Source organism: Burkholderia sp. MR1-5-21, assembly GCF_053427715.1.
In genome coordinates, this window is record NZ_JBSAXD010000015.1 from 73057 (window position 1) to 96470 (window position 23414).

Consider the following 23414-nt stretch of genomic DNA (forward strand, 5'->3'; position numbering starts at 1 on the left):
AGATGAGCATGGACAATGCACAGCCAAAGTTTCTCGCTGAATCAATGTGTGTTCCCGGGGACAGCAACACCACGCATGTACCGATGCAACGGCCTATGCCTTGCGTCGTCATATTTGTTCACGGCGTCAATTCGGATGGGGAATGGTATTACTTTGCCGAGAAAGGTATTGTGGCGGGATTGAATGACCGCCTTGGTCGGGTCGACCTAGTGAGGAATGAATATACTGCAGATACGCGTACGCTTTTGAGTTTGCGTAATAGTCCTGTAATCCACTTCTACTGGGGCTACCGCGCTCCTGAATCCGAGACGAGCAAGGGCACGTTCCAATACAAGATTCCGCTGAAGACGCGCACGGGCTCTCCCGGTTCATATACCTATCCTCCGTATTCGTTCGAGCACCCTGAAACCAACGAAGAAGGCACCTACTACTGGGGCGGTGGACCGTTTCAGAACGGCACAACGGCATTGAACATGTCGTGGCACGAAGGGTTCGATCCCAAGGTCCTGGGCGTAGTCAATATCGGCAGCCCACATATCAACCCCGAGCGGGACCGTCCGCTGAACAAATCTCCGGAGCGGACGTATTACGTGAACGCGTCGAAGCGGCTCGCAGAGCTGATCGACTTGATCTACAAATGGTATCCGGACGACACCGTTGCCGTGGTAAGCCACAGCCAGGGCACCATGGTGGCGGCGCTGGCCATGCTTTACGTCAAGCGGGTGCCGGATACGCTGTTTCTGTGCAATTCGCCGTATTGCTTTGAGGACAAAGTCACCGACGGTGTGATGATGGGGAACGAGGCGCCGACGGCGCGTTCACGCGTCAGGACGTTTTTCAACGTTCTCGACCTTTTCAAGGCGTCGCAAAGCGATTCTGCGCGGAAGACGACTGAAAAGCAGCTCGAAGGGGTTGGCGGATGGCTGGATATCGAGACCCAGGAGCGGACCGATGGACAGGCCGTATCGACGGCCGGTGAAGCGGATGGCCCCGGAAACGAACCTATGTCCTCCACCGAATACGAGCCCGGAGCGCGTATGAAGTGGAGTCCGTCCGTCCCCACGGAGCAACCGGTGCCGGGCCAGGAAGACCACCGCAACCATGGGCGGCTATTTGTCTACTGCTCGCCGCATGATCGCGTCATGGGTTCCACGCCTCTGCAAAGTATCGGCTGGAAAGGTGTGGACTACTGGCTGCCCGATCCGAACACCCATCAAGGGAAGGTCGAGCCGTTCAAGAAATACGCAGGCGTTCTGTTCCAGCGTCAATTCATGCGCGCGTACCCGGTCGGAAGCACGCCCGATCAGGGAGACGGCCCCGGAACGCCGCGCCATCCGACCGATGGCAGACCGTTGTGGATACCTTCGTCGCCGAAAATCGCGGGGCTGGTTGACGAGATGGCATCGATCGGCAAGGACGACAAGATCTACGTCAACGGCCCCCGGGTGCCCAATCCGATGTCCGCTGATCTGATGTACGACTTCAACGAAGATCTCGACCCTGATCCAAACAAACGGGAAAAGCTGTCCGAGACCAAGGATTTTAAATATTACAAGGAGTTGCTGTACGAAAAGCGCAAGTGGGTGGACGACGAACCGAATCCATACGACAAGCGTCCGCGCAGGCGTCGCCAGACCGATGCCGAGATCAAGCACGAGCTGGATACGACGGACGCAATTCCGACCAATCACAGCACGATCTTTTCGCATCTTGAAGGCGAACTGGCTCGGCGGATTCTCGCTTACGACCTGCCCATCGGCCGAGCCGACAGCTTCAGCAACCGTGCATTCTGGAAACAGTTGATCAAGCAAGCGGACTGGCTGGAGCCGGGCAGCGATGCCGCATACGAGAAAGGCGGCAACTTCAAGGCCGATCCTCCTCCCGCGGGCGTCGATCCCGAGACGCGAAAAGTGGCCCAGGAAGATATCGAACGCGTGCGCAGACTGTACGGGTTGAGCCAACCGGGATCCGATCGTGCGGCCTGACCGGAATCCGGCGGTACGGCCCCGGACACTGTCGCTGATCGGCGGAATGGCAGCGAAAGGCCCACATGCGCGTCGCGACTATCCCACAACGGCTCCATTGCACGCGCGCATCTCCCATTGCTTCACGACAGCAAGCACGGAGACGTTCAGCGCCCTATCCAATTTATCCACGTTCACCATGGCTATCGAGATGTCGTCGTCGTCGCCGCCGCCGGCGGCTCCATTGCCACCCCCGCCTTCGCGTCTGCGCTGGGCGGTCGTGTTCCTTGTGTGCGCGTTGACCGGCATGGCGATCGGGTTGCTGATATGGCCACGGCATCTTCCGATGGCAACGCCTTTTTTTATTTGACAGCTGGAAAGGTAATTAGATGAATCGATACTTTTCACGTGTTGCTTCGGCGCTGAGCCTCGTGTTGCTCACCGCGTGCACCTCACTGATTCCGCCCGGCATTCCGTCGGGGATGACCAATCCCGCTGCCAGAGGAACGCCGATCTCCTCCTATCCGGAGCGCTTGGTTTATCGAATCGACGATCACCGTTACATCACGATTCAAGGCAACCGTAACTGTGTAGGGATGATCTGGTACTACGACACGCGTCTCGGTGTACGCACCGACATTGCGGCAACGGGGTTGACTTTGGGTACTGGTGCATTCGGCGGTTACTACGCGGTCAACTCGGAATATGTGGTGATACCAGCGATCGAATTTTCTCAGAGGATCGGTCCGTTGCTATACATCTATTATTCACATGATGGTGGGCGTACATTCAAGTCATTTTTATGGGGGGCGTACGTTTCTGGAAAATATAGCAGCATCGAGAACGTCGTAATTTTGGATGGTAAATCGCTTTACCTTACTCGGAGAGATCGCCGGCCGCCGAACGATATTTATACCGCGAGATTCTATGACATTAGCCAGGATGTTGCAGTGGACGATTCTCGGTATGCGTTACCACCTAATGGGCAGTTCATCGAATATCGACGGGTTCCGTTTGCGCTCAAGTCACCATCAAATTTGACCACGTGGACGTGTCCTACTGCTATAAACGGACAGTAGGTTTTTGACCTGCGTAGCAAAAATATGATGAATTGAATTTAAGGGTTGAAAATGGGTGATGTAAATCAGACATTTATTGCAGAGTCAATGTGCGTGCCGGGCGACGGCAATACAACCTTGGTGCCAATGCAACGACCTATGCCATGTGTAGTAATCTTTGTGCATGGAGTTAATTCCGAGGGCGAATGGTACGAACATGCTGAAAACGGCTTGATAGAAGGCCTGAACGATCGTCTCGGCAGGGTGGATTTCGAATCCAATACATATAGCGGTGATGGGCGGACGATTAAGTCTTTACGCAACAGCCCGGTAATCCACTTCTACTGGGGCTACCGCGCTCCTGAATCCGAGACGAGCAAGGGCACGTTTCGATACAAGATTCCGCTGATGAAGCGCACGGGCTCCCCCGGGTCCTATGCCTATCCTCCGTATTCGTTCAAGCACCCTGAAACCAACGAAGACGGCACCTACTACTGGGGCGGTGGACCGTTTCAGAACGGTACGACGGCATTGAACATGTCGTGGCACAAAGGGTTCGATCCCAAGGTCCTGGGCGTAGTCGATCTCGGCAGTCCTCATATCAACCCCGAGCGGGACCGTCCGCTGAACGAGGCCCCGAAGCGGACGTATTACGTGAACGCGTCGAAGCGGCTCGCAAAGCTGATCGACTTGATCTACGAATGGTATCCGGACGATACCGTTGCCGTGGTAAGCCACAGCCAGGGCACCATGGTGGCGGCGCTGGCCATGCTTTACGTCAAGCGGGTGCCGGATACGCTGTTTCTGTGCAATTCGCCGTATTGCTTTGAGGACAAAGTCACCGACGGTGTGATGATGGGGAACGACGCGCCGACGGCGCGTTCACGCGTCAGGACGTTTTTCAACGTTCTCGACCTTTTCAAGGCGTCGCAAAGCGATTCCGCGCGGAAGACGACCGAAAAGCAGCTCGAAGGGGTTGGCGGATGGCTGGATATCGAGACCCAGGAGCGGACCGATGGACAGGCCGTATCGACGGCCGGTGAAGCGGATGGCCCCGGGAACGATCCAGTGTCCTCCACTGAATATGAACCCGGAGCGCGTATGAAGTGGAGTCCGTCGGTCTCCACGGAGCAACCGGTGCCGGGCCAGGAAGACCACCGCAACCACGGGCGTCTGTTTGTCTACTGTTCGCCGCATGATCGCGTCATGGGTTCCACGCCTCTGCAAAGTATCGGCTGGAAAGGTGTGGACTACTTGCTACTCGATCCGAACACCCGCAAGGAAGGTCGTGTCGCTTTTTCGTGAACACTCGCCAACAGGACAGGCATTCAAATGAATCGATATTTCTTGCGGGCTATATCGGCGCTGAGCCTCGTGTTGCTCACCGCGTGCTCCTTGCTGATTCCGCCCGGCATTCCGTCGGGGATGACGAATCCCGCTGCCAGAGGAACGCCGATCTCCTCTTATCCGGAACGCTTGGTTTATCGAATCGATGATCATCGTTACATCACGATTCAAGGCAGCCGTAACTGTGCAGGGATGATCTGGTACTACGACACGCGTCTCGGTGTACGCACCGACGTTGCGGCATCCGGGTTGACATTGGGTAATGGCGCGTACAGTGGATACTACGCAATTGATTCGGACTATGTCGTAATACCTGTAATTGAGTTTTCGCAAATTAGAGGGTCGCTTCTCTACATCTATTATTCAAATGATGAGGGGCAAACTTTCAAATCGTTCTTGCTCGGAGGCTATTCAATGTCGAATGATGGGGTGCTGGTTAAAGGGAGTATGTTGTATTCAATGGATATTCGCCGAAAATTAACGGATTTTAATCCGCTCTTGGGTTATGTTGATCCCAAAAAGCTTCCGCCTGTTACGTATGAAGACATGGATATGAGTCAGGTTAACGTCTTCAATATGGCCGAGGAAATTAAGACTGAACCGTATCGTTGGGGGGCGCGAGGAAAGTCGATTGCGTCAAATGATGTTCCACGTGGGATACGGTCGCCGTCCGGGAAAAGCAGGTGGATATGTGGAGAGATTGTCAACGAAAACAAATAAAATGGTCATTTTATGTCTTATTCAGATAGGATGGATACGCCTAATTTTGTTGGCGAATCGATGTGTGTGCCTGGTTCCGAGAATACGACGCTAGTTCCGGTTGCGCGGCCAATGCCATGCGTTGTGATATTCGTGCATGGTGTCAATTCCGAGGGGGAGTGGTACGAGGCAACAGAGTCAGGCATTATCGACGGTCTCAACGAGCGGTTGGGACGCAACGATCTGGTCGCTAACAAGATAGTGAAAAATGATAAGCGGGTATTGGAGAAGCTCAATAATAGCCCTGTAATTCGCTTCTACTGGGGCTACCGCGCTCCTGAATCCGAGACGAGCAAGGGCACGTTTCGATACAAGATTCCGCTGATGAAGCGCGAAGGCTCCCCCGGGTCGTATACCTATTCGCCGTATTCATTCAAGAGCCCCGGGAAGTGCGTGAAGGGCACCTACTACTGGGGCGGTGGACCGTTTCAGAACGGCACAACGGCATTGAACATGTCGTGGCACAAAGGGTTCGATCCAACGGTCCTGGGCGTAGTCGATCTCGGCAGTCCTCATATCAACCCCGAGCGGGACCGTCCGCTGAACGAGGCCCCGAAGCGGACGTATTACGTGAACGCGTCGAAGCGGCTCGCAGAGCTGATCGACTTGATCTACAAATGGTATCCGGACGACACCGTTGCCGTGGTAAGCCACAGCCAGGGCACCATGGTGGCCGCGCTGGCGATGCTTTACGTCGAGCGGGTGCCGGATACGCTGTTTCTGTGCAATTCGCCGTATTGCTTTGAGGACAAAGTCACCGACGGTGTGACGATGGGGAACGACGCGCCGACCGCGCGTTCGCGCGTCAAGACGTTTTTCAACATTCTCGACCGTTTCAAGGCGTCGCAAAGCGACGCCGCGCGGAAGACGACCGAAAAGCAGCTCGAAGGGGTTGGCGGGTGGCTGGATATCGAGACCCAGCAGCGGACCGATGGACAGGCCGTATCGACGGCCGGTGAAGCGGATGGCCCCGGGAACGATCCGGTGTCCTCCACCGAATATGAACCCGAAGCGCGTATGAAGTGGAGTCCGTCCGTCTCCACGGAGCAACCGGTGCCGGGCCAGGAAGACCACCGCAACCACGGGCGCCTGTTTGTCTACTGTTCGCCGCATGATCGTGTCATGGGTTCCACACCTCTGCAAAGTATCGGCTGGAAAGGTGTGGACTACTGGCTGCCCGATCCGAACACCCCGCAAGGGAAGGTCGAGCCGTTCAAGAAATACGCAGGCGTTCTGTTCCAGCGTCAATTCATGCGCGCGTACCCGGTCGGAAGCACGCCCGATCAGGGAGACGGCCCCGGAACGCCGCGCCATCCGACCGATGGCAGACCGTTGTGGATACCTCCGTCGCCGAAAATCGCGGGACTGGTTGGCGAGATGGCATCGATCGGCAAGGACGACAAGATCTACGTCAACGGCCCCCGGGTGCCCAATCCGATGTCCGCCGATCTGATGTACGACTTCAACGAAGATCTCGACCCCGATCCAAATAGACGGAAAAAACTGTCCAAGACAGAGGATTTTGAATACTACGAGGAGTTGCTGTACGAGAAGCGAAAGTGGGTGGACGACGAACCGAATCCATACGACAAGCGTCCGCGCAGGCGTCGCCAGACCGATGCCGAGATCGAGCACGAACTGGATACGACGGACGCAATTCCGACCAATCACAGCACGATCTTTTCGCATCTTGAAGGCGAACTGGCTCGGCGAATTCTCGCTTACGACCTGCCCATCGGCCGGGCCGACAGCTTCAGCAACCGTGCATTCTGGAAACAGTTGATCAAGCAAGCGGACTGGCTGGAGCCGGGCAGCGATGCCGCATACGAGAAGGGCGGTGACTTCGAGGACGATTCTCGTCCCGCGGGCGTCGATCCCGAAACGCGAAAAGCGGCCCAGGAAGATATCGAACGCGTGCGCAGACTGTACGGGCTGAGCCGGCCGGGATCCGATCGTGTGGCTTGACAGGAATCCGGCGGTACGAACCCGGACACTACCTCCGATTGGCGGATTAGCAGCGAAAAGCCCGCATGCGCGCCGCGACTATCCCACAACCGCGCCATTGCACGCGCGCCTCTCCCGTTGCTTCACGACAGCAAGCACGGAAACGTTCAGCGCCCTATCCAATTTTTCCACGTTCACCATGGCTATCGAGATGTCATCGTTGCCGCCGCCGGCGGCTCCATTGCCACCCCCGCCTTCGCGTCTGCGCTGGGCGGTGGTGTTCCTTGCGTGCGCGTTGACCGGCATGGCGATCGGGTTGCTGATATGGCCACGGCATCTTCCGACGGCAACGCCCTTGTTCTGGATCGCGGTGGTGGGCGTGCCGCTTGTCGCCGCATCGACGGTCATAGTGATCCGTTTCTGCGCCTACGCCGGCCTGGAGCGCGCGGCGAAGTCCTGGGATGCCAGACGCGACGCCCACGTTGCCGGTGTCTTTCGCGTGGAGAGCCGTCCGATCGTGCTTCTGGCCGGCGCGCACTGTTTTTCACATGACGAAGCCGAGAACAAGGCGTCGGCCATCGCAAGCGGCGATCTGCTGCTGAAGTCGCAATCGACGCCGGACAAGACCACAGCGATCGAAGCGCGGTGGTTCAATGCATTGCCCTACACGGTGGGTGAAACGCCCGCGGACTACGACACGAGTCGCCAGCTTGCCGTGCTGGACGACCTGATTGCCAAACTGCTCGAGCCGGTCGTGGGGCCGATCGGGACGCTTCCTCCGGCCTTGCCGCTTGTTGTGAGAATGCACGTCGCCGCCCCGGCGCTCACCGAGAGCGTCGAAGAGCGCTTTCGGCTGGCATGGCGCGAACGAGACCTGCGCGACGTCTCTGTCACCAACGAGCCCAAGGCCCCCGGTCTCATGTCGCTCGACGCGTGGCTCGACGCACCGCCAGGCGACGCTCGCGATCATGCGACGCTGCTCGTCGTGATCGAATTGCACAGCCTGATGGCAGGGCGACCGACGAAGGGCAGCGCAGAGGCGGGTGTCGCGCTGCTCATGGCGCCGGAAGACGTTGCCCAACGCAGTCGGCTCGCGCCGGTGGCGCAGATTCATCGGCCACGACAAGGAACTGTCGCGACGCTGCGCGACACGTTGGGATTTGCGGTGCAATGGGGAGAAACGGATGCAGGCGCAATCCACCATCTGTGGCATTCGGGTTTCGACCGCGTTGGCCAACAGGCGTTGCTGGGTGCGACGCGTGCCGGCGGCATCACGCTGATGGCGGACCAGCGAATATCCGGGGAGCACGATCTTGACCGGACCGTCGGCGACAGCGGCATCGCGGCCGACTGGCTCGCACTCGCATGCGCGTGCGACTTCGCGCAGTCATTCGGCGGACCGCAACTGGTCGCAAGGCAAAGCGGTCGCGAGTCGATCCTGAGCGTGGTTCGGACGACAGATCGTCCTTCTTCTGCTGCGAGCTTGTAAATGGATCGCAAATTCTGGTTCGACGTACTGCTGATCGGGTTGATTGCCCTGCTTGCCGGCCTGGTCATCTGGATTGGCGGGGAGTGGGGTGCTTTCGCGTCTCCCGAGGTTCAGGGGTTCGCATGGCGCGTACTGGCCGCAGCCTCCGGGATTGCGCTGTTCGTGGCGATCTGGAAGGCGGTTACACGCTTCCGGGTTGCGGAGCGTCGCTTGTCGCAATGGCTGAACGACAATCGTGGCGGCACTGGCACGGGAACAGATCGACGCGATCGAGCCAGCGTCCTGGACGGACTCTCATCGACGCTTCGCGCCACGCACGGCCTTCGCTGGCGCTATCGCCGACCGTGGCTGTTGCTGGCGGGCGATGACGCGGCCATTGGCCGGCTGCTGCCCGAACTCGCCGAGCGCGGCTGGCTCCTCACCGACGACGCGGTATTGCTGTGGGGACGCGCGGGGCCGGACGGTCGGCCCGACGAAGCGTGGTTGAAGCAGATCTGCCGCTTTCGCCGCGCGCGCCCGGTGGATGCGATCGTGCTGACGCTCGACGGCATGGCGCCGTTACAGGATGCAGTCCGCGGCACGCGTTCCTGGGGCGTTCACCTCGCGTGCATCGCGCGTTTGCTGCATTGGTCTGCACCGGTCTTCGTTCTCGATCTCGCCGGCGCGGATGCCGCTCGCCACGCCGACACGCCGGTCACCGGTTGCGAATTCTCTCGATCCACCGACGCGCCCGCCATCGAAGCTGCGCTGCTCGAGCTTCGTCACCGTTTGGCGGACGTGAGCATCACGCAACTCGCGCGCAACGGCGACGACCGCTACGCATCGGACCTGTCGACCCGGCTCGATACCCGCAGCGGGCCGCTGGCGCGCTGGATCGCGAATCTGTCCGACTGGCAACGGCGCCCGTTGCCGATTGCCGGCGTGTTCTTCGCGCCATGGCCTGCTGCCGGAACAGTCGCCACCGGACCCGACAGTCTTCACTACCCGTTATGGCGATATCTGACCGACGCCGCGAAGCGCACGCCGGGCCGCCGCATGGCGGCGCATCCGATCACGGTGCTGTGCGTGATCGCACTGGCGGCCGTCGGGTTGTGGGGTGGCGGCATGCTGGTCTCGGGCCTGACGAATGCGCGTGGCCTGGCGCTCACGCATGACGTGCTGCGCGCATTCAATGGCGCGAATGATCCGGCGACCCGTCTGCGAGCACTGCTCGCGCTCCAGCAACGCATCGAATTTTATGAAGCGCGCGTCCAGCATCCGACGCTCTTTTCTCGCTTTGGCCTGAATCACGATCAAGACGTGCTCACCGCACTGTGGGCGCCTTACGCACGCGAAGCGCGCCCTCAACTCGTCGCGCCCGTGCAGCAGGACATCGAGGCTCAACTGGTCGATCTGACCCAGATGCCGACGACGCAGGTCGATGATCAGGTGAGCCGTTTCGCGCGCGACGGTCATGCCGCACTCAAAACGTACCTCATGATGGCCGAGCCGACACGTGCCGATGCCGCGTTCCTGACACCGCAGCTCGTCCGATACTGGAGCGGTGGTGCAGGTCTGTCGCCAGGCGAAAAACTCGACCTGTCTCAGCGGCTGCTGACGTTCTACGCGCAGCGCCTGAGCGCGCACCCCGATTGGCGCATCGCATCGCGTGACGAGCTTGTCGGCGGCGCTCGCCAGACGCTGCTCGCCGTGATCGGCGTCAAGAACTCGGACGACACGATTTACCAAGGAATCCTCGATTCGGTCGGACGCAAATATCCCGATCAGACGCTCGCTTCGTTGACCGCTGGAACCGACACCCGAGGGTTGTTGCGGACCTCAGCGAGCGTTCCCGGTGTATTTACGCGTCAGGCTTGGGACGGCACGATCGAGGCGTCGATCGACGAAGCGGCCAAACGCAACGGCGTGACCGCTGACTGGGTGCTCGGAACGGGCGGCGCCAATCGCAGCGCGTCGGCAACGACGCCCGACGCGTTGCGAGCCGCGCTGCGCGCGCGGTACTTCGCGGATTACGCGGAATATTGGCAGACCTTCATGAACGGCATCGCGTGCGAGCCAGCGCCAACGCTACCGGCGGCCATCGCTCAGTTGAAGCTGATCGCCGATTCACGTCAGTCGCCCGTGATCGCACTGATGAAATCGCTCGAATACCAAGGCGGCGCCGGCGCGGTGCGGACCTCGCTATCCGACACGCTGGTGACCAAAGCGCAGAGTCTCCTCGCCAGCAAGGACGCCGCACCGCAAGCTGCAAGCCCCGATCCGGCCGGGCCGTTGGGCGCATCGTTCGGACCCGTGCTGCGCCTGGTTGCATCCGGCAATGCTGCCACCGCCAACGTCACCAGTGACCTTAGCCTGCAGCGCTTCACCGAGCGCATCACGACGCTGCGCTTGAAGCTGCAGCAGATTGCCGACAGTCCGGACGTCGACAGCGAAGCCCGGCAGCTCGCACAGTCGCTGTTTCAGGGCAGGAGTTCGGAACTGGCCGATACGCTCGCCTATGCCCAGCTCGTCGCGGCCAGCCTTGGCGAGCAGTGGACCGGGATGGGGCAGGCGCTGTTCGTGCGGCCCATTGCGCAGGCCACGCAGGCCGTTCTCGAGCCCGCCCAGGCAAGCCTCAACGACGCGTGGCGCCAGACGATCGTCGCGACCTGGAATCAGTCATTTGCCGGCCGCTATCCGTTCGCGAACACGGCCAACGACGCGTCGCTGCCTGAACTGGCGCGCTTCCTGCGCCCGCAGGGCGGGCTCGTCGGTTCATTCCTGGCGACGCAACTGGCGGGCGTGCTGACGCTGCAGGGCGATCAATGGGTGCCGGCGTCGAGCGGCTCCGGCGCAAGCAGTGCGGTACGCACGATCGATCCAGCCTTCCTCGACGCCATCAACACGTTGCAGCGGATCGCCGCTTACCTGCTCGCGCAGGGCGAGCCTCAATATGCGTTCGATCTCAAACCTGTGCCCACTCCGGGCATAACCGATACGCTCCTGACCATCGACGGGCAGAAGCTGCACTATTACAACCAACAGGAAGTGTGGCAGACGCTCAAGTGGCCGTCGAACGACGCACAGACGGCCGGAACGCGACTCGAATGGCAAACCGAGCAGGCCGGCACGAACCTGAACCTCGAATTCGGCGGTCGCTGGGCGCTCGTGCGCCTGCTGGAGCGTGCACACGTGACGCCCGTGGATACTTCCACCTACCAGCTGACCTGGCAAGCCTTGCCACTTGCTCTGCAAGCAAAGCGATCGGTCGCCAAGCCGGACGATCCGGATGCGTTGACCGCGCAGGCGCCGCTCATGCCCGCACCGTCGTCGCTTACGTATCCACTCACCTACCTGATGCGCACCGACGTCGGCAAGGGGCCGCTCGATCTGCTGGCGCTCCGTGGTTTCGTTCTGCCATCGCGCATTTTTGTGACCCGCGCCGCTGCACCACGCATTGGCGGCACGGCGTCCGTTCCGCCGCCGTTGCCGCGGGGCGCACTCGCTGCAGTTCGCGACGCGTCCGTGCCGATCCCGGGCGGGTCACTGCCGGAATGACTCAACAGGACAAAAGATGACGAACGCCATCAAGGACAACGAGATCCTGCGCTATTACGAGGCAGAAATGCGCTATTTGCGCGAAGCCGGCCGGGAATTCGCTGACGCGTTCCCCGATCGGGCACGCGAGCTGGGCCTGGATCGCGGTGGCGAGCGCGACCCGCATGTGGAGCGACTGCTCGAGGGCTTCGCGTTCCTGATGGGGCGACTGCGCCACAAACTCGACGACGAACTGCCCGAACTGACCGAAGGGCTCGTCAGCATGCTCTGGCCGCACTACCTGCGCATGATTCCGTCGCTGTCGATCCTCGAACTCACGCCGGACATGGGCGCGTTGCAGAAGCCCGAGACGCTCGCGGCCGGGCTCGAGGTTACATCCGGACCGATCGCGACGGGCACTGGCGAAGGGGCGACCACAAACGTCGAATGCGTCTACCGCACGACACAGTCGATCGACCTGTATCCGCTGACGCTCACCGAAGCAGGGGCATGGGCACGCGAAGACGGTCGTTCCGTGATCCGGTTTCGTCTGGCTATCCAACAGCAGGCCCAGCGCGAACGATTGCATATGCCGCGCCTGCGGCTGTATCTCGACGCGGATCGTCCCATTGCCCTTGCGCTGCACGCGGCGCTCACGGGGAAACCACTCGCGATGCACGTGCGCGTCCCGGGGTTCCCGGAGGATCGTCCCGGCGCGCCTCAGGCTATGCCGGGGCTGCGGATGGAAGCGGCCGGCTTCGCGGGCGACGAGCGCCTGTGGCCGAAAGCCGACAACACGTTCGGCGGATATCAGTTGCTGCTGGAGTATTTCACGTTCCCCGAGAAGTTCATGTTCGTCGACCTGCTCGGGCTCGACATTCAGGCGCTTCCCGCGTCCGTCCCCTACGTCGACGTCGACATCGTGCTGGCAAAGCCGTGGCAGGACGACATGCGCTTCAATGCGGAGAATGTGCGGCTCTACTGCACACCGATCATCAACCTGTTTCCTGTCCAGGCCGATCCGGTCAAGGTCACGCAGTTCGAGACCGAATACCGGGTACGGGCGCGCGAGCAGCACGGGCCACTGGTCGACATCTACTCGGTCGACGCGGTGCACGGCATCGAGCGCGGCCGGCGCTTCGAATATGTGCCGTTCGCGGCGTTTCGCCATCGCGGCGGCATGATGCGCCATGCGATGCCGGAGCGCTATTTTCATGCGCATGTGCGGCGGGCACCGTCAGGACGCTTCGATACCTGGGTGGTACTCGGCGGCCATGCTTGGGAAACTGAACACGCGCTACCGCAGGAGACGCTGTCGCTGTCAGTCACGGGCACCAACGGCATGCTGCCGCGCAAGGCGTTGCGGGACGCCAGCATCACGCGCATGCGGACAGGTTTTACGAACATCGCGTCGGTGCGCAATCTGACTGCCCCGACATTACCGGTGTATCCGCCGACCGGGGACCGTTTCCAGTGGCGCGTGCTGTCTCATCTGGCGCCCAACTACCTGTCGCTGCTCGACGCGGAGATTCTGCGCGGTTCCCTCGCCCTGTACGACTGGACCGACGGAGAGTTGAATCGTCGCCGCATCGAGGCGATCACCGACGTGCGGCATCGGCAGTTGCAGAAGCTCGTGAAGGGTGGATTGATGCGCGGTGTCGAGATTGCGGTGACGATCGACAGCACGCACTTTGCGGGCGACGGCGACCTCGAACTGTTCGGTGCCATGCTCAATCGGTTCCTGGGTCTGTATGCGACGGTCAACCTGTACACGAAGCTCGTCATCGTGTCGCAGCCGACCGGCCAGCGCCTCGAATGGTCTGATACGAAGGGTGAAGGAGCACCGTTTTGAACGCCCCCGCGTATCAGTCCGAGCGCAGCCTGACTACCTTGCCACCGACCCTGGCGGACCGGATGCTGTTGCCGGCGTTGCTGGGTCAGGCACACAGGATGAATTTCTATCGCTTCTGCGCGCTGATCGAAATGGCTGCACCCGATGCCGCGCCGCTGGGGACGACCGATTCACCTGTAACGGATCCGATTCGCTTCCGGTCCCGTGCTCAGCTGGGATTTCCGGCGCGCGAGATCGATGCGGTCGAATACGACGTCGACGACCCTGACGCACCGCCGGCCGTTCGCACGACGTTCCTCGGCCTGTACGGCGTCGACGCGCGCATGCCAACGTATTTCGTGGACGAGGTCGCGCAGAACCGCGACGGCGCCGAGCCGCTGTCCGCGTTCCTGGACTTGTTCCACCATCGCATCGCAATGCAGTTCTACCGCATCTGGCGCAAATACCGGTATCCGGCCGGCTTCCAGCCAGATGGCTTCGATACGGTCTCGCGCGGCGTGCTCAGTTTTGTCGGCCTCGGGTTCCGATCGCCGGACACGCGTGCACCGGACCGGGGGCTTCCGCCGGGTGTCGGTACGCGCACGTTGTTGTCGATGCTCGGACTGGCCACTCAGAAGACGCGCACCGCGGAAGGGCTCGCCGGCGTGCTGAAACACGCGATACCGGACGCCGCCATCACGGTTGAGGAGTTCTATCCGGTGTGGCGTGCCGTCAACGATTTCGAACCGGCGGCGCTGGGCGAGCAGTGCTTGCTTGGACGCGGGTTTTACGATAGGGCGAACACGGTGCGCGTCGTCATCACGCCGCACACGCGTGCGACGGTCGCGGCGCTTGTGCCGGGGCAAGCTGCGTACCGCCAGATCACCGCGCTACTGCGCTTCTACCTGGGATACGAAAGCGAAGCGCTGCTGGAGATGCAGGTGCACCCGGACTTGATGCCCGAGCCGTTGTTGGCGCCTGGTCAGGCGAAGTTGGGTCTGACCACACAACTTGGCACACCGCCCAGCGTGCAGCACGGACGCCCACGCGTGACATCGGTGCAACTGGGGCGCTGGAGCGGGGCGACAAAAGCCGCATGAGCCCAACACACCATTTGGCAGGACAACGCGATGCAGGACACGGAATATGGACAAGCAGCAGATGAACCTTCTCATGACACCGGCAAGGCGAAGCGTGGTCGGGGCAGCGGCCGCCTTGGTCATCCTTGCAACCGCCGGTTGCGGCATCGCGCAAGCCGTGAAGGACAGCACGGTGGACGCGGCGAAATGGGTCTTCACGACGCAGGTGAAGACGATGAATGTGGACCTCGTCGCACGGTCGGCAATAAACGCAAGCGCCGCTGGGCGGCCGTTGTCGACGGTCGTGAGGCTCTACCAGCTGAAGGACGCGAAGACCTTCGATCAGCTCGACTACACCCAATTGCAGACGAATGACCTCGATGCACTCAAGGCGGATCTGCTCGCCACCAGGGATGTGGTGCTTCGCCCCGGCGCGAGCGCCAGCGTGACTGAGCCGATGAGTCCGGACGCGACGGTGGTCGGAGTCGCGGCGTTCTTCCGTGAGCCTGGGGGCGGTGCGGTCTGGAAGCTGGTCGTGCCGAAAAAACAATGGAAGAAGACCGATCCGGTGAAGATCGAAGTGCGTGACAACGTGCTTATCCTGGTCGATGCCAAGGATCAGCCCGTCACGCGGTCCGCGCCTCGGCAGATTGCGCCGGCCACACCAGCGTCCGAGCCGAAAGCGTCCACGCAACGGGGCACACAGGAATAGGGTCGTTTGGGAACGAGGGGGAGCTGGTACTTGCTGAGGAAGCGTCCGCCGCCGCTCAGCCCCGCTTGCCCTGCAGCGTCGGGATCTGCTCGTACAGCGCGGCGAGCCAGTCGACGAACAGCTTCAGCTTCGCCGGGATGTGACGGTTCGGCGGATACAGCACGGAGATCGGCCGCGGCGGCACGTTGAAGTCGGACAGCACCTCGCGCAGCTCGCCGGACTTCAGGAACGGCTCGACCAGGTACAGCGACGTCTTGATCAATCCGATGCCCGCGACGCCGCACGCGATGTAGGTATCGGCATCGTTGACCGCGACCTTGCCGCACATCTGCACGACGCGCGTCTCGCCGTCGACGACGAAATCCCAGATCCGCGGCCGGCCCGTATCGGCCGACACGTGACTGACCGCAAAGTGCTGCGGCAGGTCGTCGACGGTCTCCGGCTCGCCGTATTGCGCGATGTACGACGGCGCCGCGCAGGTGCAGGTCGTCAGGCTGCCGATCCGCTTCGCGATCATCCCGGAGTCGTCGAGCGCGCCGACCCGCACGACGCAGTCGACACCCTCGCCGACGAGGTCGATCTGACGGTCGGTCACGCCGAGTTCCACCGTGATGTCCGGATGGGCGGCCAGGAAGCCGGACAGCGCGGGCACCACGATCTGCTTGGCCATCGCCGGCGGCAGGTTCACCTTCAGGCAGCCGCGCGGCGCGTTGCGCGCGTGCGATACCGACGCCTCCATGTCGTCGATCTCGCGCAACACCGCGACGCAGCGCTCGTAGTACGCGCGCCCGTCCTCGGTCAGCGACAGCCGGCGGGTCGTGCGGTTCAGCAGCCGGGCGCCGAGATGCTGTTCGAGCGTGCGCAGCAGCGCGGACACGCGCGGCGTCGTCAGGCCCGTCGTGTCGGATGCGCGTGTGAGACTGCCCGTTTCGACGATACGGGCAAAGACGCGCATCGATTGAAGTATGTCCATCAGTTCGAATTCCTTCCCGGTGGTTTGCCGGCGCCGCTAAGCGTCGATGCGTTTCCTGAGCCCTTCGCCGCCGAACGGCATTTCCCGCATGCGCTGCCCCGTCGCATCGAAGATCGCGTTCGCGAGCGCGCCGGCGGTCGGCCCCATCGACGCCTCGGCCGCGCCGAGGAACGGCGCGCCGGGACGGTTGATCAGGTGAACCCTGAGGCTGCGCGGCGCCGCCGAGAAACGCAGGATCGGATAGCTGCTCCAGTCGAAGCTGCGAATGCGCTGCGTATCGTATTTCAGTTCCTCGTACAGCGTCCAGCTTGCCGCCTGGATGATGCCGCCTTCGATCTGGTTGCGGATGCCGTCCGGCGACACGACCTGCCCGGCGTCGACCGCCACGTCCGCGTGCAGGAGTGTCACCTGGCCGGTTTCGGGGACGACCGAAATCTCGATCGCGATCGCGACATACGCCATCAGGTTCTTGTACTTGCCGAACGCGAAGCCGACGCCGTGATTGCGCGCCCGCGGCGGCCGCGGCCAGCCGAAGCGCGACGCCGCCATCTGGATCACGTGCCGCGCACGCGTGTCCTGCATGTGGCGCAGCCGGAACTCGACCGGATCGACGCCGGCCGCGTGCGCCAGCTCGTCCATCAGGCTCTCGATCGCCCACACGTTCGTATGCGCGCCGAGCGAGCGCATCGCCGACGTCTGCAGCGGCATCGTCGGCGAGAAGTTGTTGACGATGTGCATCTTCGGGAACGCGTACAGCGGAATCGCGTTGCGGTCGCCGCCGCCCTCGGGCTGCAGCATCGGCGTCGACGGCGCGGACACGAACGGCGGCTCGAGCATCCGCGCGGGCAGCAGCCGGCCGGCGTTGACGATCCGCTCATTGTGCGAGCTGCTCCACAGCGCATAATGCCAGTCGACGATGTGGCCGCTCGCGTCGATCGACGCGCTGATCTCGGTGACCATCGCGGGCGTGAAGTGATCCCACGTGTGTTCCTGCTCGCGCATCCACTGGACCCGGATCGGCTGGCCGGGCATCGCGGCCGCGATCAGCGCCGCATGCGCGGCCGCGTCGTCCGCGCCGTTGTGGCCGTAGCAGCCGGAGCCCTCGGTGTGAATGCAGCGGATGCTCGGTTTCGGCATCGACAGCATCTCCGCGAGCGCGTCGCGCAGCGGATAGACGCCCTGCGAGTGGGTCCACACGGTCAGCACGCCGTTCTCGAGCTGCGCGACCGAGCACGACGGCCCGATCGAGCCGTGCAGCAGGTAGTTCTTCCGGAAGGTCGCGGTCAGCGTCTTCGCGGCCGGTGCAGTCTCCGCATGCGTGTTGGCGATTTCGATCGGTTGGGTCGCGATGCGCTTCAGGTCCTCGTGAACCTTGTCGCGATCGGGCAGCGGCCGGCCGGGCGACCATTTGCAACTTGCCGCGAGCGCACGCTGCGCGACGACCGCCTGCCATTCGCCGCGCGCGACGACCGCGAGCATGCTGCCGTTGCGTACGATCCGCACGACGCCGGGCATCTTCTGGATTGCGGCCTCGTCGAACGACAGCAGCTTCGCATCGTAGACGGGCGGCATCACGACGCGCGCATGCAGCATGCCGGGCAGCTGCATGTCCTGCACGTAGCTGACGCCGCCCGTGACCTTGTTCGGAATGTCGACGCGGGGCAGCGACGTGCCGATCACGGTGAACGTGGCCGGATCCTTCAGCGGCGACGTCGGCTCGGCCTTGCGATGCAGGTCGACGATCCGCACCGCGTCGCCATAGCTCATCGTGCGGCCGTCCTTCGTCTTGATCACCGCGTCGCCGACCGTCAGCGTGCGCGGGTCCACGCCGAAGTGCTTCGCCGCGCCGTCGACCAGCAAGCCGCGCACCTGCGCGGCCGCGTTCAGCAGCGCGCTGCCGCTGTCGGCCATCGTGTGGCTGCCCGCGGTCAGGCCTTCGTCGGGCGATGCGCCGGTGTCGGCCGTCAGGAACGTGATCAGCGACGGCTTCATGTCCAGCTGTTCGGCCGCCACCTGCAGCAGCGCGGTGCGCACGCCGGTGCCGAGCTCGACCTTGCCCGTGAACACGGTGACCTTGCCTTCGGGCGTGATCCTGATCCACGCGTCCAGCAGCGGATTGGTCTTCAGGCTGCCGGCCAGCGTGACGTTCGCCTTCGTCACGCGGACGGCGGCGCCTTCGTCGGCGATCACTTCCTGTGCGACGGCGCGGGCGGCCGGCGCGAGACTGAACGCGACGAACAGCGCGCCCGAGATCATGAAATGCCGGCGGCCTTCATCGATGTCGTCTTCGTGAGTCATCAGAGCGCCTTGCTGATGGTGACGGGTTCGGGTGCGGCGTCCGGCTCCTGCAGGCCGGCGACCTGCCGCACGGCCGCGAGGATCCGCATGTGGGTGCCGCAACGGCAAAGGTTCGGCTCCATGTGCGCACGCAGCTCGGCCTCGGTCGGTTTCGGTTTGTGCTCGAGCAGCGCCTGCGCGCGCATGATCATGCCCGCGATGCAGTAGCCGCACTGCGCGGCCTGGTGGTCGATGAACGCGCGCTGCAGCGGCCCCGGATGCTCGGCCGTACCGAGACTCTCGATGGTCCGCACGCGGCGCTGCCCGATCGCGGAGACCGGGATCAGGCACGAGAACATCGGCTTGTCGTCGACGATCACCGTGCACGCGCCGCATTGTCCGAGGCCGCAGCCGAACTTCGCGCCGTGCAGGTGCAGGTCGTTGCGCAGCACGTACAGCAACGGGGTGGACGGGTCGATGTCGAGCGTGTGCTGGACACCGTTCACGGTGAGGGTCATCATCGCGCGCTGTCCTCCTTTCTGAGCTGCGCGGCCATTGTCTCGATGCCGGACCATGCCGGCCGGCTGGAATACGCGCCGCGGATGTACGCGGCGAGGTCCGCGATCTGCCGGTCGTCGTACGGGTCGATGAACGACGGCATGTAGTTCAGCGTGTCCTCGCCATGCCAGCCGATCCCGTTGAACATCATCTGGATCGCGTTGCGCGGCGTGTCCGCGTTGACGGCCGTGCTGAACGCGAGCGTCGGCCGCTCGCCGATCGACTGCATCGGCGATGCCGGCCCGTGGCATTGCGCGCACGATGCGTGGAACAGCACCGCGCCGCGCTGCTCGGCCGGCGTCGTCGCTTTGTCGCTGACGGCGGTGAGCATGAGCTGGGCGGCGCCCGGTTTCTGGATCGACAGGATGTACGTCGCGATCGCCTCGACGTCCTCGACCGGGACCGTCGCGAGGTCGCGCGTGACCGGCAGCATCGGCCCGGCGGCCGCGCCGTGTTCGCTCGCGCGGCCGGTGCGCAGGTACGTGACGAGCTGCGCCTGCGTCCACGGATGCACCGCGTTGCCGAGTGCATTGAGCGGCGGCGCGTCCCAGCCGTCGACGATCCCGCCGTCGAACGCCTTGCCGGCCTGCTCGCCGCCGATCGCGTTCAGCGGCGAATGGCAGGACGCGCAGTGCCCGAGACCGTCGACCAGCAGCTTGCCGCGATTCCATTGGGCGGACTGCGCCGGATCGGGCTGGTACTCGCCCTTGCGCAGGAACATGATGTTCCAGAACGCGACCGGCGGCCGGAAGTTGAGCGGGAAGATCAGGTCGTTCGCGGGCGTCGACGCGTGGACGGGCTCGCGGGTCATCAGGTACGCATAGGCGGCCGCGATGTCCTGGTCGGAGATCCGCGTGAAGTGGATGTACGGGAACGCCGGATAGAGCTGATGGCCGTCGCGCGCGATCCCGCTGCGCAGCGCGCGCGCGAATGCGTCCTGCGACCAGCGGCCGATCCCGGTGTCGGGGTCCGGCGTGATGTTGGTCGCGTAGATCGTGCCGAACGGCGTCGCGAGTGGCAGGCCGCCCGCGAACGGCTTGCCGTCCTTCGCGGTGTGGCAGACGATGCAGTCGCCGAGCGCGACGATGCGCGCGCCGGCGCGAACGAGCTGCGGATCGAACGAGTTAGGCGCGGGCGGTTCGATCGGGGCGATCGACGGCTCGACCATGATGCCGATCGCGATCGCCACGCCGACGATCGCGATCCCGGCGGCGCCGAACCAGAGTCGTTTGTGTTTCATGCGTGCTCCACTCCAGGCGGATCGATGCGCGCGACGCGTCGGGCGATGCGCACGGCGGATCATGCGCGCAGTCTATGGCGCGTCCGGCGGCCAAGTCCTGAAGCGACGCTGAAACGTTCTTAACCCGTTTGTGTGCGTGCGCGCGTGGGCGTTTGAAGGCCGCGCGGATCCTTTCAATCTGCTGTCGATGTGATGGGTATTCCTGAGCTTTCCGTCCTTGGCGCGCCGCGCTTGCGGCGGCAGGAAACGGCGGCGGGAAGCAAACGATCGCGGTGCGCGTGACCTGCGGCCACGCGTTGCCTGCCGCGAATTTCAGGACGTTTAAGCCCGCGCTCAGGCGGCGCGGAAGCGGGCGCCCGACATCCGGCGCCCGCTCCGCCGCGCGACGGTTACTTCTTCGAGATCGGCGCCGGCACCGGCGCGAGCATCTCGTGCTTCTGCTTCGCGCGCTGAGGTGCCTTGTGGACCATCGTATAGGCGTAGTCGACCCCCATACCGTACGCGCCGGAGTGTTCGCGGACGATATCCATCACGGCGTCGTAGGTCTCGCGCCGCGCCCAGTCGCGCTGCCATTCGAGCAGCACCTGCTGCCAGGTCACGGGAACGATGCCCGCCTGGATCATCCGCTGCATCGCAAAGTCGTGCGCTTCCTTCGACGTGCCGCCTGACGCGTCCGCGACCATGTAGATCTCGTATTCGCCTTCGTCCATCGCGCACAATGCGAACGTGTTGTTGCAGACCTCCGTCCACAGGCCGGACACGACCACTTTCTTGCGGCCGTTCTTCGCCAGCGCGTCGCGTACCTTCTGGTCGTCCCACGAGTTCATCGACGACCGCTCGAGCACGGGGTGATTCGGAAACACGTCGAGGAGCTCCGGAAACGCGTAGCCGGAGAAGCTCTCCGTTTCGACCGTGGTGAGGGTGGTGGGGATGTTGAATACCTTGGCCGCCTTCGCGAGCCCGACGACGTTGTTCTTCAGTGTCTGGCGGTCGATCGATTGCACGCCCATCGCCATTTGCGGCTGCTGATCGATGAAAATGATCTGACTGTTGTGGGGCGTCAGAACCTCGAGCTTCGGATTACCCATGACTGGATCTCACTATTCGACGAGAAAGCTGAATCGGAAGCTGCCGGCGCCCGGATCGGGGCGCCGTGCAGTGCTCGGCGGAAAGGACGCTCATCACACGCGCGTCCACCGTCACGACGAGTCTAGGCGATTCGGTTAGGTCTGCAGAAGTGAATTGTTCTGAATTCAGGTATGCGGCACGGCGTGCGTTCGCGTCCGCGTCACAGAGGATTGCCGAGCCCGAACGCCGCGGCCAGCTGCGGACCTTTCTCGAGCAGCGACGTCACGTCCGTGCGGCGTTCCGCCGACCATCGTGCAAGCCGCTCGACGACGTCGGTTGCGTCCACGGGCAGCGATTCCGCGAGCGACACGGCGTCGCGTGCAGCCTTCGACGTGCCGGATGCCGTATGCGGCCGCACGGTGCAGGCGGCGTCGCCGACCAGCGCCACACGGCCGTCGACGAAGTCGGGGCTCAGCGCGTCGAAGATCGCCTGGATGAACGGCGCGCGCGTCGCGACGACGAGCTGGGAGAACACGGCCGGCAGCCGTTCGCGGGCGAGCTGCATCAGCGTCTCGACGGAGTCGTCCGACAGCTGGCCGGGGTGAATCGACGCGTGATGGACTTGCCCGGCGCGATCCGTCAGGTGGCGACGCAACTCATCGGGGTCTGTTTCGTTGCGATACCAGATCCAGTTGAAGCGCCGCGCGCGCGGTTCGAGCGACCCGTCGAGCGCGGGAATCAGGAAGGCCATGAACAGTTCGCCCGGCGCCTTGTGCAGCGTCATGTTCTCGACCAGCGACGCGATCGCCGCGGTGTCGAAATCGGCTTCGTCGACGATGCCGCGCCACGCGATATAGCCGGCGAACGACGGTGCATAGCCGGGAAAGAGTCGCGCGCGCAGGCTCGAGCCCGTGCCGTCCGCGGCAATCAGCACGTCGGCGCGAACCCGGTGATCGTCGAGTTGCACGTCGACGCCGCCGGCATCCTGTTCGAAACCCGTTACCGCGTGCCCGTAGTGGATCCGCCCGGGCGGCAGCGTGCCGCACAGCGAGCGGTAGACCGCATCCCACGACGAGAACGGCAGCATCTCCGGTTCGTCGCGCGTGACGGCTCCGTCGCGGTCGATCCAGCGCCGCCGATGCGTCGGCACGCTGATCATGTCGCGGCAGTGATGCCCGTGCTGTTCGAGAAACGCCATCATGCGCCGCAGCACGGCGACACCGCCGCCCCGTCCGCGCAGCGGGGTCGGCGAGCGCTCGTAGATCGCCACGTCGTGCCCGATGCAATCGAGCGTCAGTGCGGCCGCGAGCCCTGCGATCGAGCCGCCGGCAATGACAATCTTCATCGTCGCTACTCCAGTGCGCGGCAGGTGCAATGCCGCGTGGATCGAACACCGGTCTCGCCGGCGGCCGCGCGTCCGCGGCCGCTTCACCGGAATCGGAATCGGCGAGCGGACGGCCGTTGCCCATGTGTACCGCATTGCCGCGCACGGCGGCACGGCCGAATCGCCGATCGAATCATGCCACTTTCGATCCGGCGCTGCTCGCACGGTGCATGCGGCGACGCGCAACAGGTGTAATGCATGATGGTGTCTGCGGT

General features: G+C 63.1%; 17 protein-coding genes. 10 read left to right on the top strand and 7 right to left on the bottom strand.

The window, feature by feature from the left end:
• Window positions 1–8 precede the first annotated feature (8 nt).
• Window positions 9–1985, top strand: a complete 1977-nt coding sequence (locus ACV229_RS21000; RefSeq protein ID WP_448085022.1) for a T6SS effector phospholipase Tle3 domain-containing protein — start codon at window positions 9–11, stop codon at window positions 1983–1985.
• Between the two features lie 78 nt (window positions 1986–2063).
• On the opposite strand, the gene ACV229_RS21005 is transcribed toward ACV229_RS21000, so the two are convergent.
• Entirely contained in the window at window positions 2064–2372 is a 309-nt protein-coding gene (locus ACV229_RS21005; RefSeq protein WP_448085023.1) for a hypothetical protein, read from the bottom strand.
• Between ACV229_RS21005 and ACV229_RS21010 the strand changes: the two genes are divergently transcribed.
• The 9 genes from ACV229_RS21010 (at window position 2354) to tssJ (ending at window position 15699) form a co-directional block, all read left to right on the top strand.
• Window positions 2354–3043, top strand: a complete 690-nt coding sequence (locus ACV229_RS21010; RefSeq protein ID WP_448085024.1) for a T6SS immunity protein Tli3 family protein — start codon at window positions 2354–2356, stop codon at window positions 3041–3043. The two genes, ACV229_RS21005 and ACV229_RS21010, sit on opposite strands and share 19 nt — an antisense overlap.
• Before the next feature lie 51 nt (window positions 3044–3094).
• Complete coding sequence (locus tag ACV229_RS21015) at window positions 3095–4327, top strand: T6SS effector phospholipase Tle3 domain-containing protein (protein WP_448085025.1); 1233 nt, start codon at window positions 3095–3097, stop codon at window positions 4325–4327.
• Between the two features lie 27 nt (window positions 4328–4354).
• Window positions 4355–5089 carry a T6SS immunity protein Tli3 family protein gene (locus ACV229_RS21020; RefSeq protein WP_448085026.1) on the top strand — a complete coding sequence of 245 codons (735 nt, stop codon included), beginning with the start codon at window positions 4355–4357 and terminating at the stop codon, window positions 5087–5089.
• A 60-nt stretch (window positions 5090–5149) separates the two neighbouring features.
• Entirely contained in the window at window positions 5150–7093 is a 1944-nt protein-coding gene (locus ACV229_RS21025; protein ID WP_448085133.1) for a T6SS effector phospholipase Tle3 domain-containing protein, read from the top strand.
• A gap of 178 nt (window positions 7094–7271) precedes the next feature.
• Complete coding sequence (locus ACV229_RS21030; RefSeq protein ID WP_448085027.1) at window positions 7272–8561, top strand: hypothetical protein; 1290 nt, start codon at window positions 7272–7274, stop codon at window positions 8559–8561.
• Entirely contained in the window at window positions 8562–12098 is a 3537-nt protein-coding gene (locus tag ACV229_RS21035; RefSeq protein WP_448085028.1) for an ImcF-related family protein, read from the top strand.
• Between the two features lie 16 nt (window positions 12099–12114).
• A complete protein-coding gene (gene tssF, locus ACV229_RS21040; RefSeq protein ID WP_448085029.1) occupies window positions 12115–13929 on the top strand; it encodes a type VI secretion system baseplate subunit TssF in 1815 nt (604 codons plus the stop codon).
• A 62-nt stretch (window positions 13930–13991) separates the two neighbouring features.
• Entirely contained in the window at window positions 13992–15008 is a 1017-nt protein-coding gene (gene tssG / locus ACV229_RS21045) for a type VI secretion system baseplate subunit TssG (RefSeq protein WP_448085134.1), read from the top strand.
• A 46-nt stretch (window positions 15009–15054) separates the two neighbouring features.
• A complete protein-coding gene (gene tssJ, locus ACV229_RS21050; RefSeq protein WP_448085030.1) occupies window positions 15055–15699 on the top strand; it encodes a type VI secretion system lipoprotein TssJ in 645 nt (214 codons plus the stop codon).
• Between the two features lie 55 nt (window positions 15700–15754).
• Here tssJ and ACV229_RS21055 read toward each other — a convergent pair whose 3' ends face one another.
• The 6 genes from ACV229_RS21055 to ACV229_RS21080 form a co-directional block, all read right to left on the bottom strand.
• Window positions 15755–16672 (bottom strand): LysR family transcriptional regulator, encoded by a 918-nt coding sequence (locus ACV229_RS21055; protein WP_448085031.1) that lies wholly within the window; start codon window positions 16670–16672, stop codon window positions 15755–15757.
• Window positions 16673–16708: 36 nt separating this feature from the next.
• A complete protein-coding gene (locus ACV229_RS21060; protein WP_448085032.1) occupies window positions 16709–18970 on the bottom strand; it encodes a molybdopterin cofactor-binding domain-containing protein in 2262 nt (753 codons plus the stop codon).
• Window positions 18970–19470 (bottom strand): (2Fe-2S)-binding protein, encoded by a 501-nt coding sequence (locus ACV229_RS21065; protein WP_448085033.1) that lies wholly within the window; start codon window positions 19468–19470, stop codon window positions 18970–18972. The genes ACV229_RS21060 and ACV229_RS21065 overlap by 1 nt, the downstream gene beginning before the upstream one ends.
• Window positions 19467–20747, bottom strand: a complete 1281-nt coding sequence (locus tag ACV229_RS21070) for a c-type cytochrome (RefSeq protein ID WP_448085034.1) — start codon at window positions 20745–20747, stop codon at window positions 19467–19469. The genes ACV229_RS21065 and ACV229_RS21070 overlap by 4 nt, the downstream gene beginning before the upstream one ends.
• A 389-nt stretch (window positions 20748–21136) precedes the next feature.
• Window positions 21137–21835, bottom strand: coding sequence for a hydrolase (locus ACV229_RS21075; protein WP_448085035.1), 699 nt, complete (start codon window positions 21833–21835; stop codon window positions 21137–21139).
• A gap of 200 nt (window positions 21836–22035) precedes the next feature.
• Complete coding sequence (locus ACV229_RS21080) at window positions 22036–23160, bottom strand: FAD binding domain-containing protein (protein ID WP_448085036.1); 1125 nt, start codon at window positions 23158–23160, stop codon at window positions 22036–22038.
• Window positions 23161–23414: the final 254 nt, after the last annotated feature.

Bases quoted from the DNA above. Each gene is read 5' to 3' on its own strand.
- ACV229_RS21035 (WP_448085028.1), top strand. From the start codon at position 8,562: ATGGATCGCAAATTCTGGTTCGACGTACTGCTGATCGGGTTGATTGCC.
- ACV229_RS21065 (WP_448085033.1), bottom strand. From the start codon at position 19,470: ATGATGACCCTCACCGTGAACGGTGTCCAGCACACGCTCGACATCGAC.
- tssJ (WP_448085030.1), top strand. From the start codon at position 15,055: ATGGACAAGCAGCAGATGAACCTTCTCATGACACCGGCAAGGCGAAGC.
- ACV229_RS21020 (WP_448085026.1), top strand. From the start codon at position 4,355: ATGAATCGATATTTCTTGCGGGCTATATCGGCGCTGAGCCTCGTGTTG.
- tssF (WP_448085029.1), top strand. From the start codon at position 12,115: ATGACGAACGCCATCAAGGACAACGAGATCCTGCGCTATTACGAGGCA.
- ACV229_RS21060 (WP_448085032.1), bottom strand. From the start codon at position 18,970: ATGACTCACGAAGACGACATCGATGAAGGCCGCCGGCATTTCATGATC.
- ACV229_RS21000 (WP_448085022.1), top strand. From the start codon at position 9: ATGGACAATGCACAGCCAAAGTTTCTCGCTGAATCAATGTGTGTTCCC.
- ACV229_RS21015 (WP_448085025.1), top strand. From the start codon at position 3,095: ATGGGTGATGTAAATCAGACATTTATTGCAGAGTCAATGTGCGTGCCG.
- ACV229_RS21030 (WP_448085027.1), top strand. From the start codon at position 7,272: ATGGCTATCGAGATGTCATCGTTGCCGCCGCCGGCGGCTCCATTGCCA.
- ACV229_RS21055 (WP_448085031.1), bottom strand. From the start codon at position 16,672: ATGGACATACTTCAATCGATGCGCGTCTTTGCCCGTATCGTCGAAACG.
- ACV229_RS21080 (WP_448085036.1), bottom strand. From the start codon at position 23,160: ATGAAGATTGTCATTGCCGGCGGCTCGATCGCAGGGCTCGCGGCCGCA.
- ACV229_RS21010 (WP_448085024.1), top strand. From the start codon at position 2,354: ATGAATCGATACTTTTCACGTGTTGCTTCGGCGCTGAGCCTCGTGTTG.
- ACV229_RS21075 (WP_448085035.1), bottom strand. From the start codon at position 21,835: ATGGGTAATCCGAAGCTCGAGGTTCTGACGCCCCACAACAGTCAGATC.
- ACV229_RS21025 (WP_448085133.1), top strand. From the start codon at position 5,150: ATGTGTGTGCCTGGTTCCGAGAATACGACGCTAGTTCCGGTTGCGCGG.
- ACV229_RS21070 (WP_448085034.1), bottom strand. From the start codon at position 20,747: ATGAAACACAAACGACTCTGGTTCGGCGCCGCCGGGATCGCGATCGTC.
- tssG (WP_448085134.1), top strand. From the start codon at position 13,992: ATGCTGTTGCCGGCGTTGCTGGGTCAGGCACACAGGATGAATTTCTAT.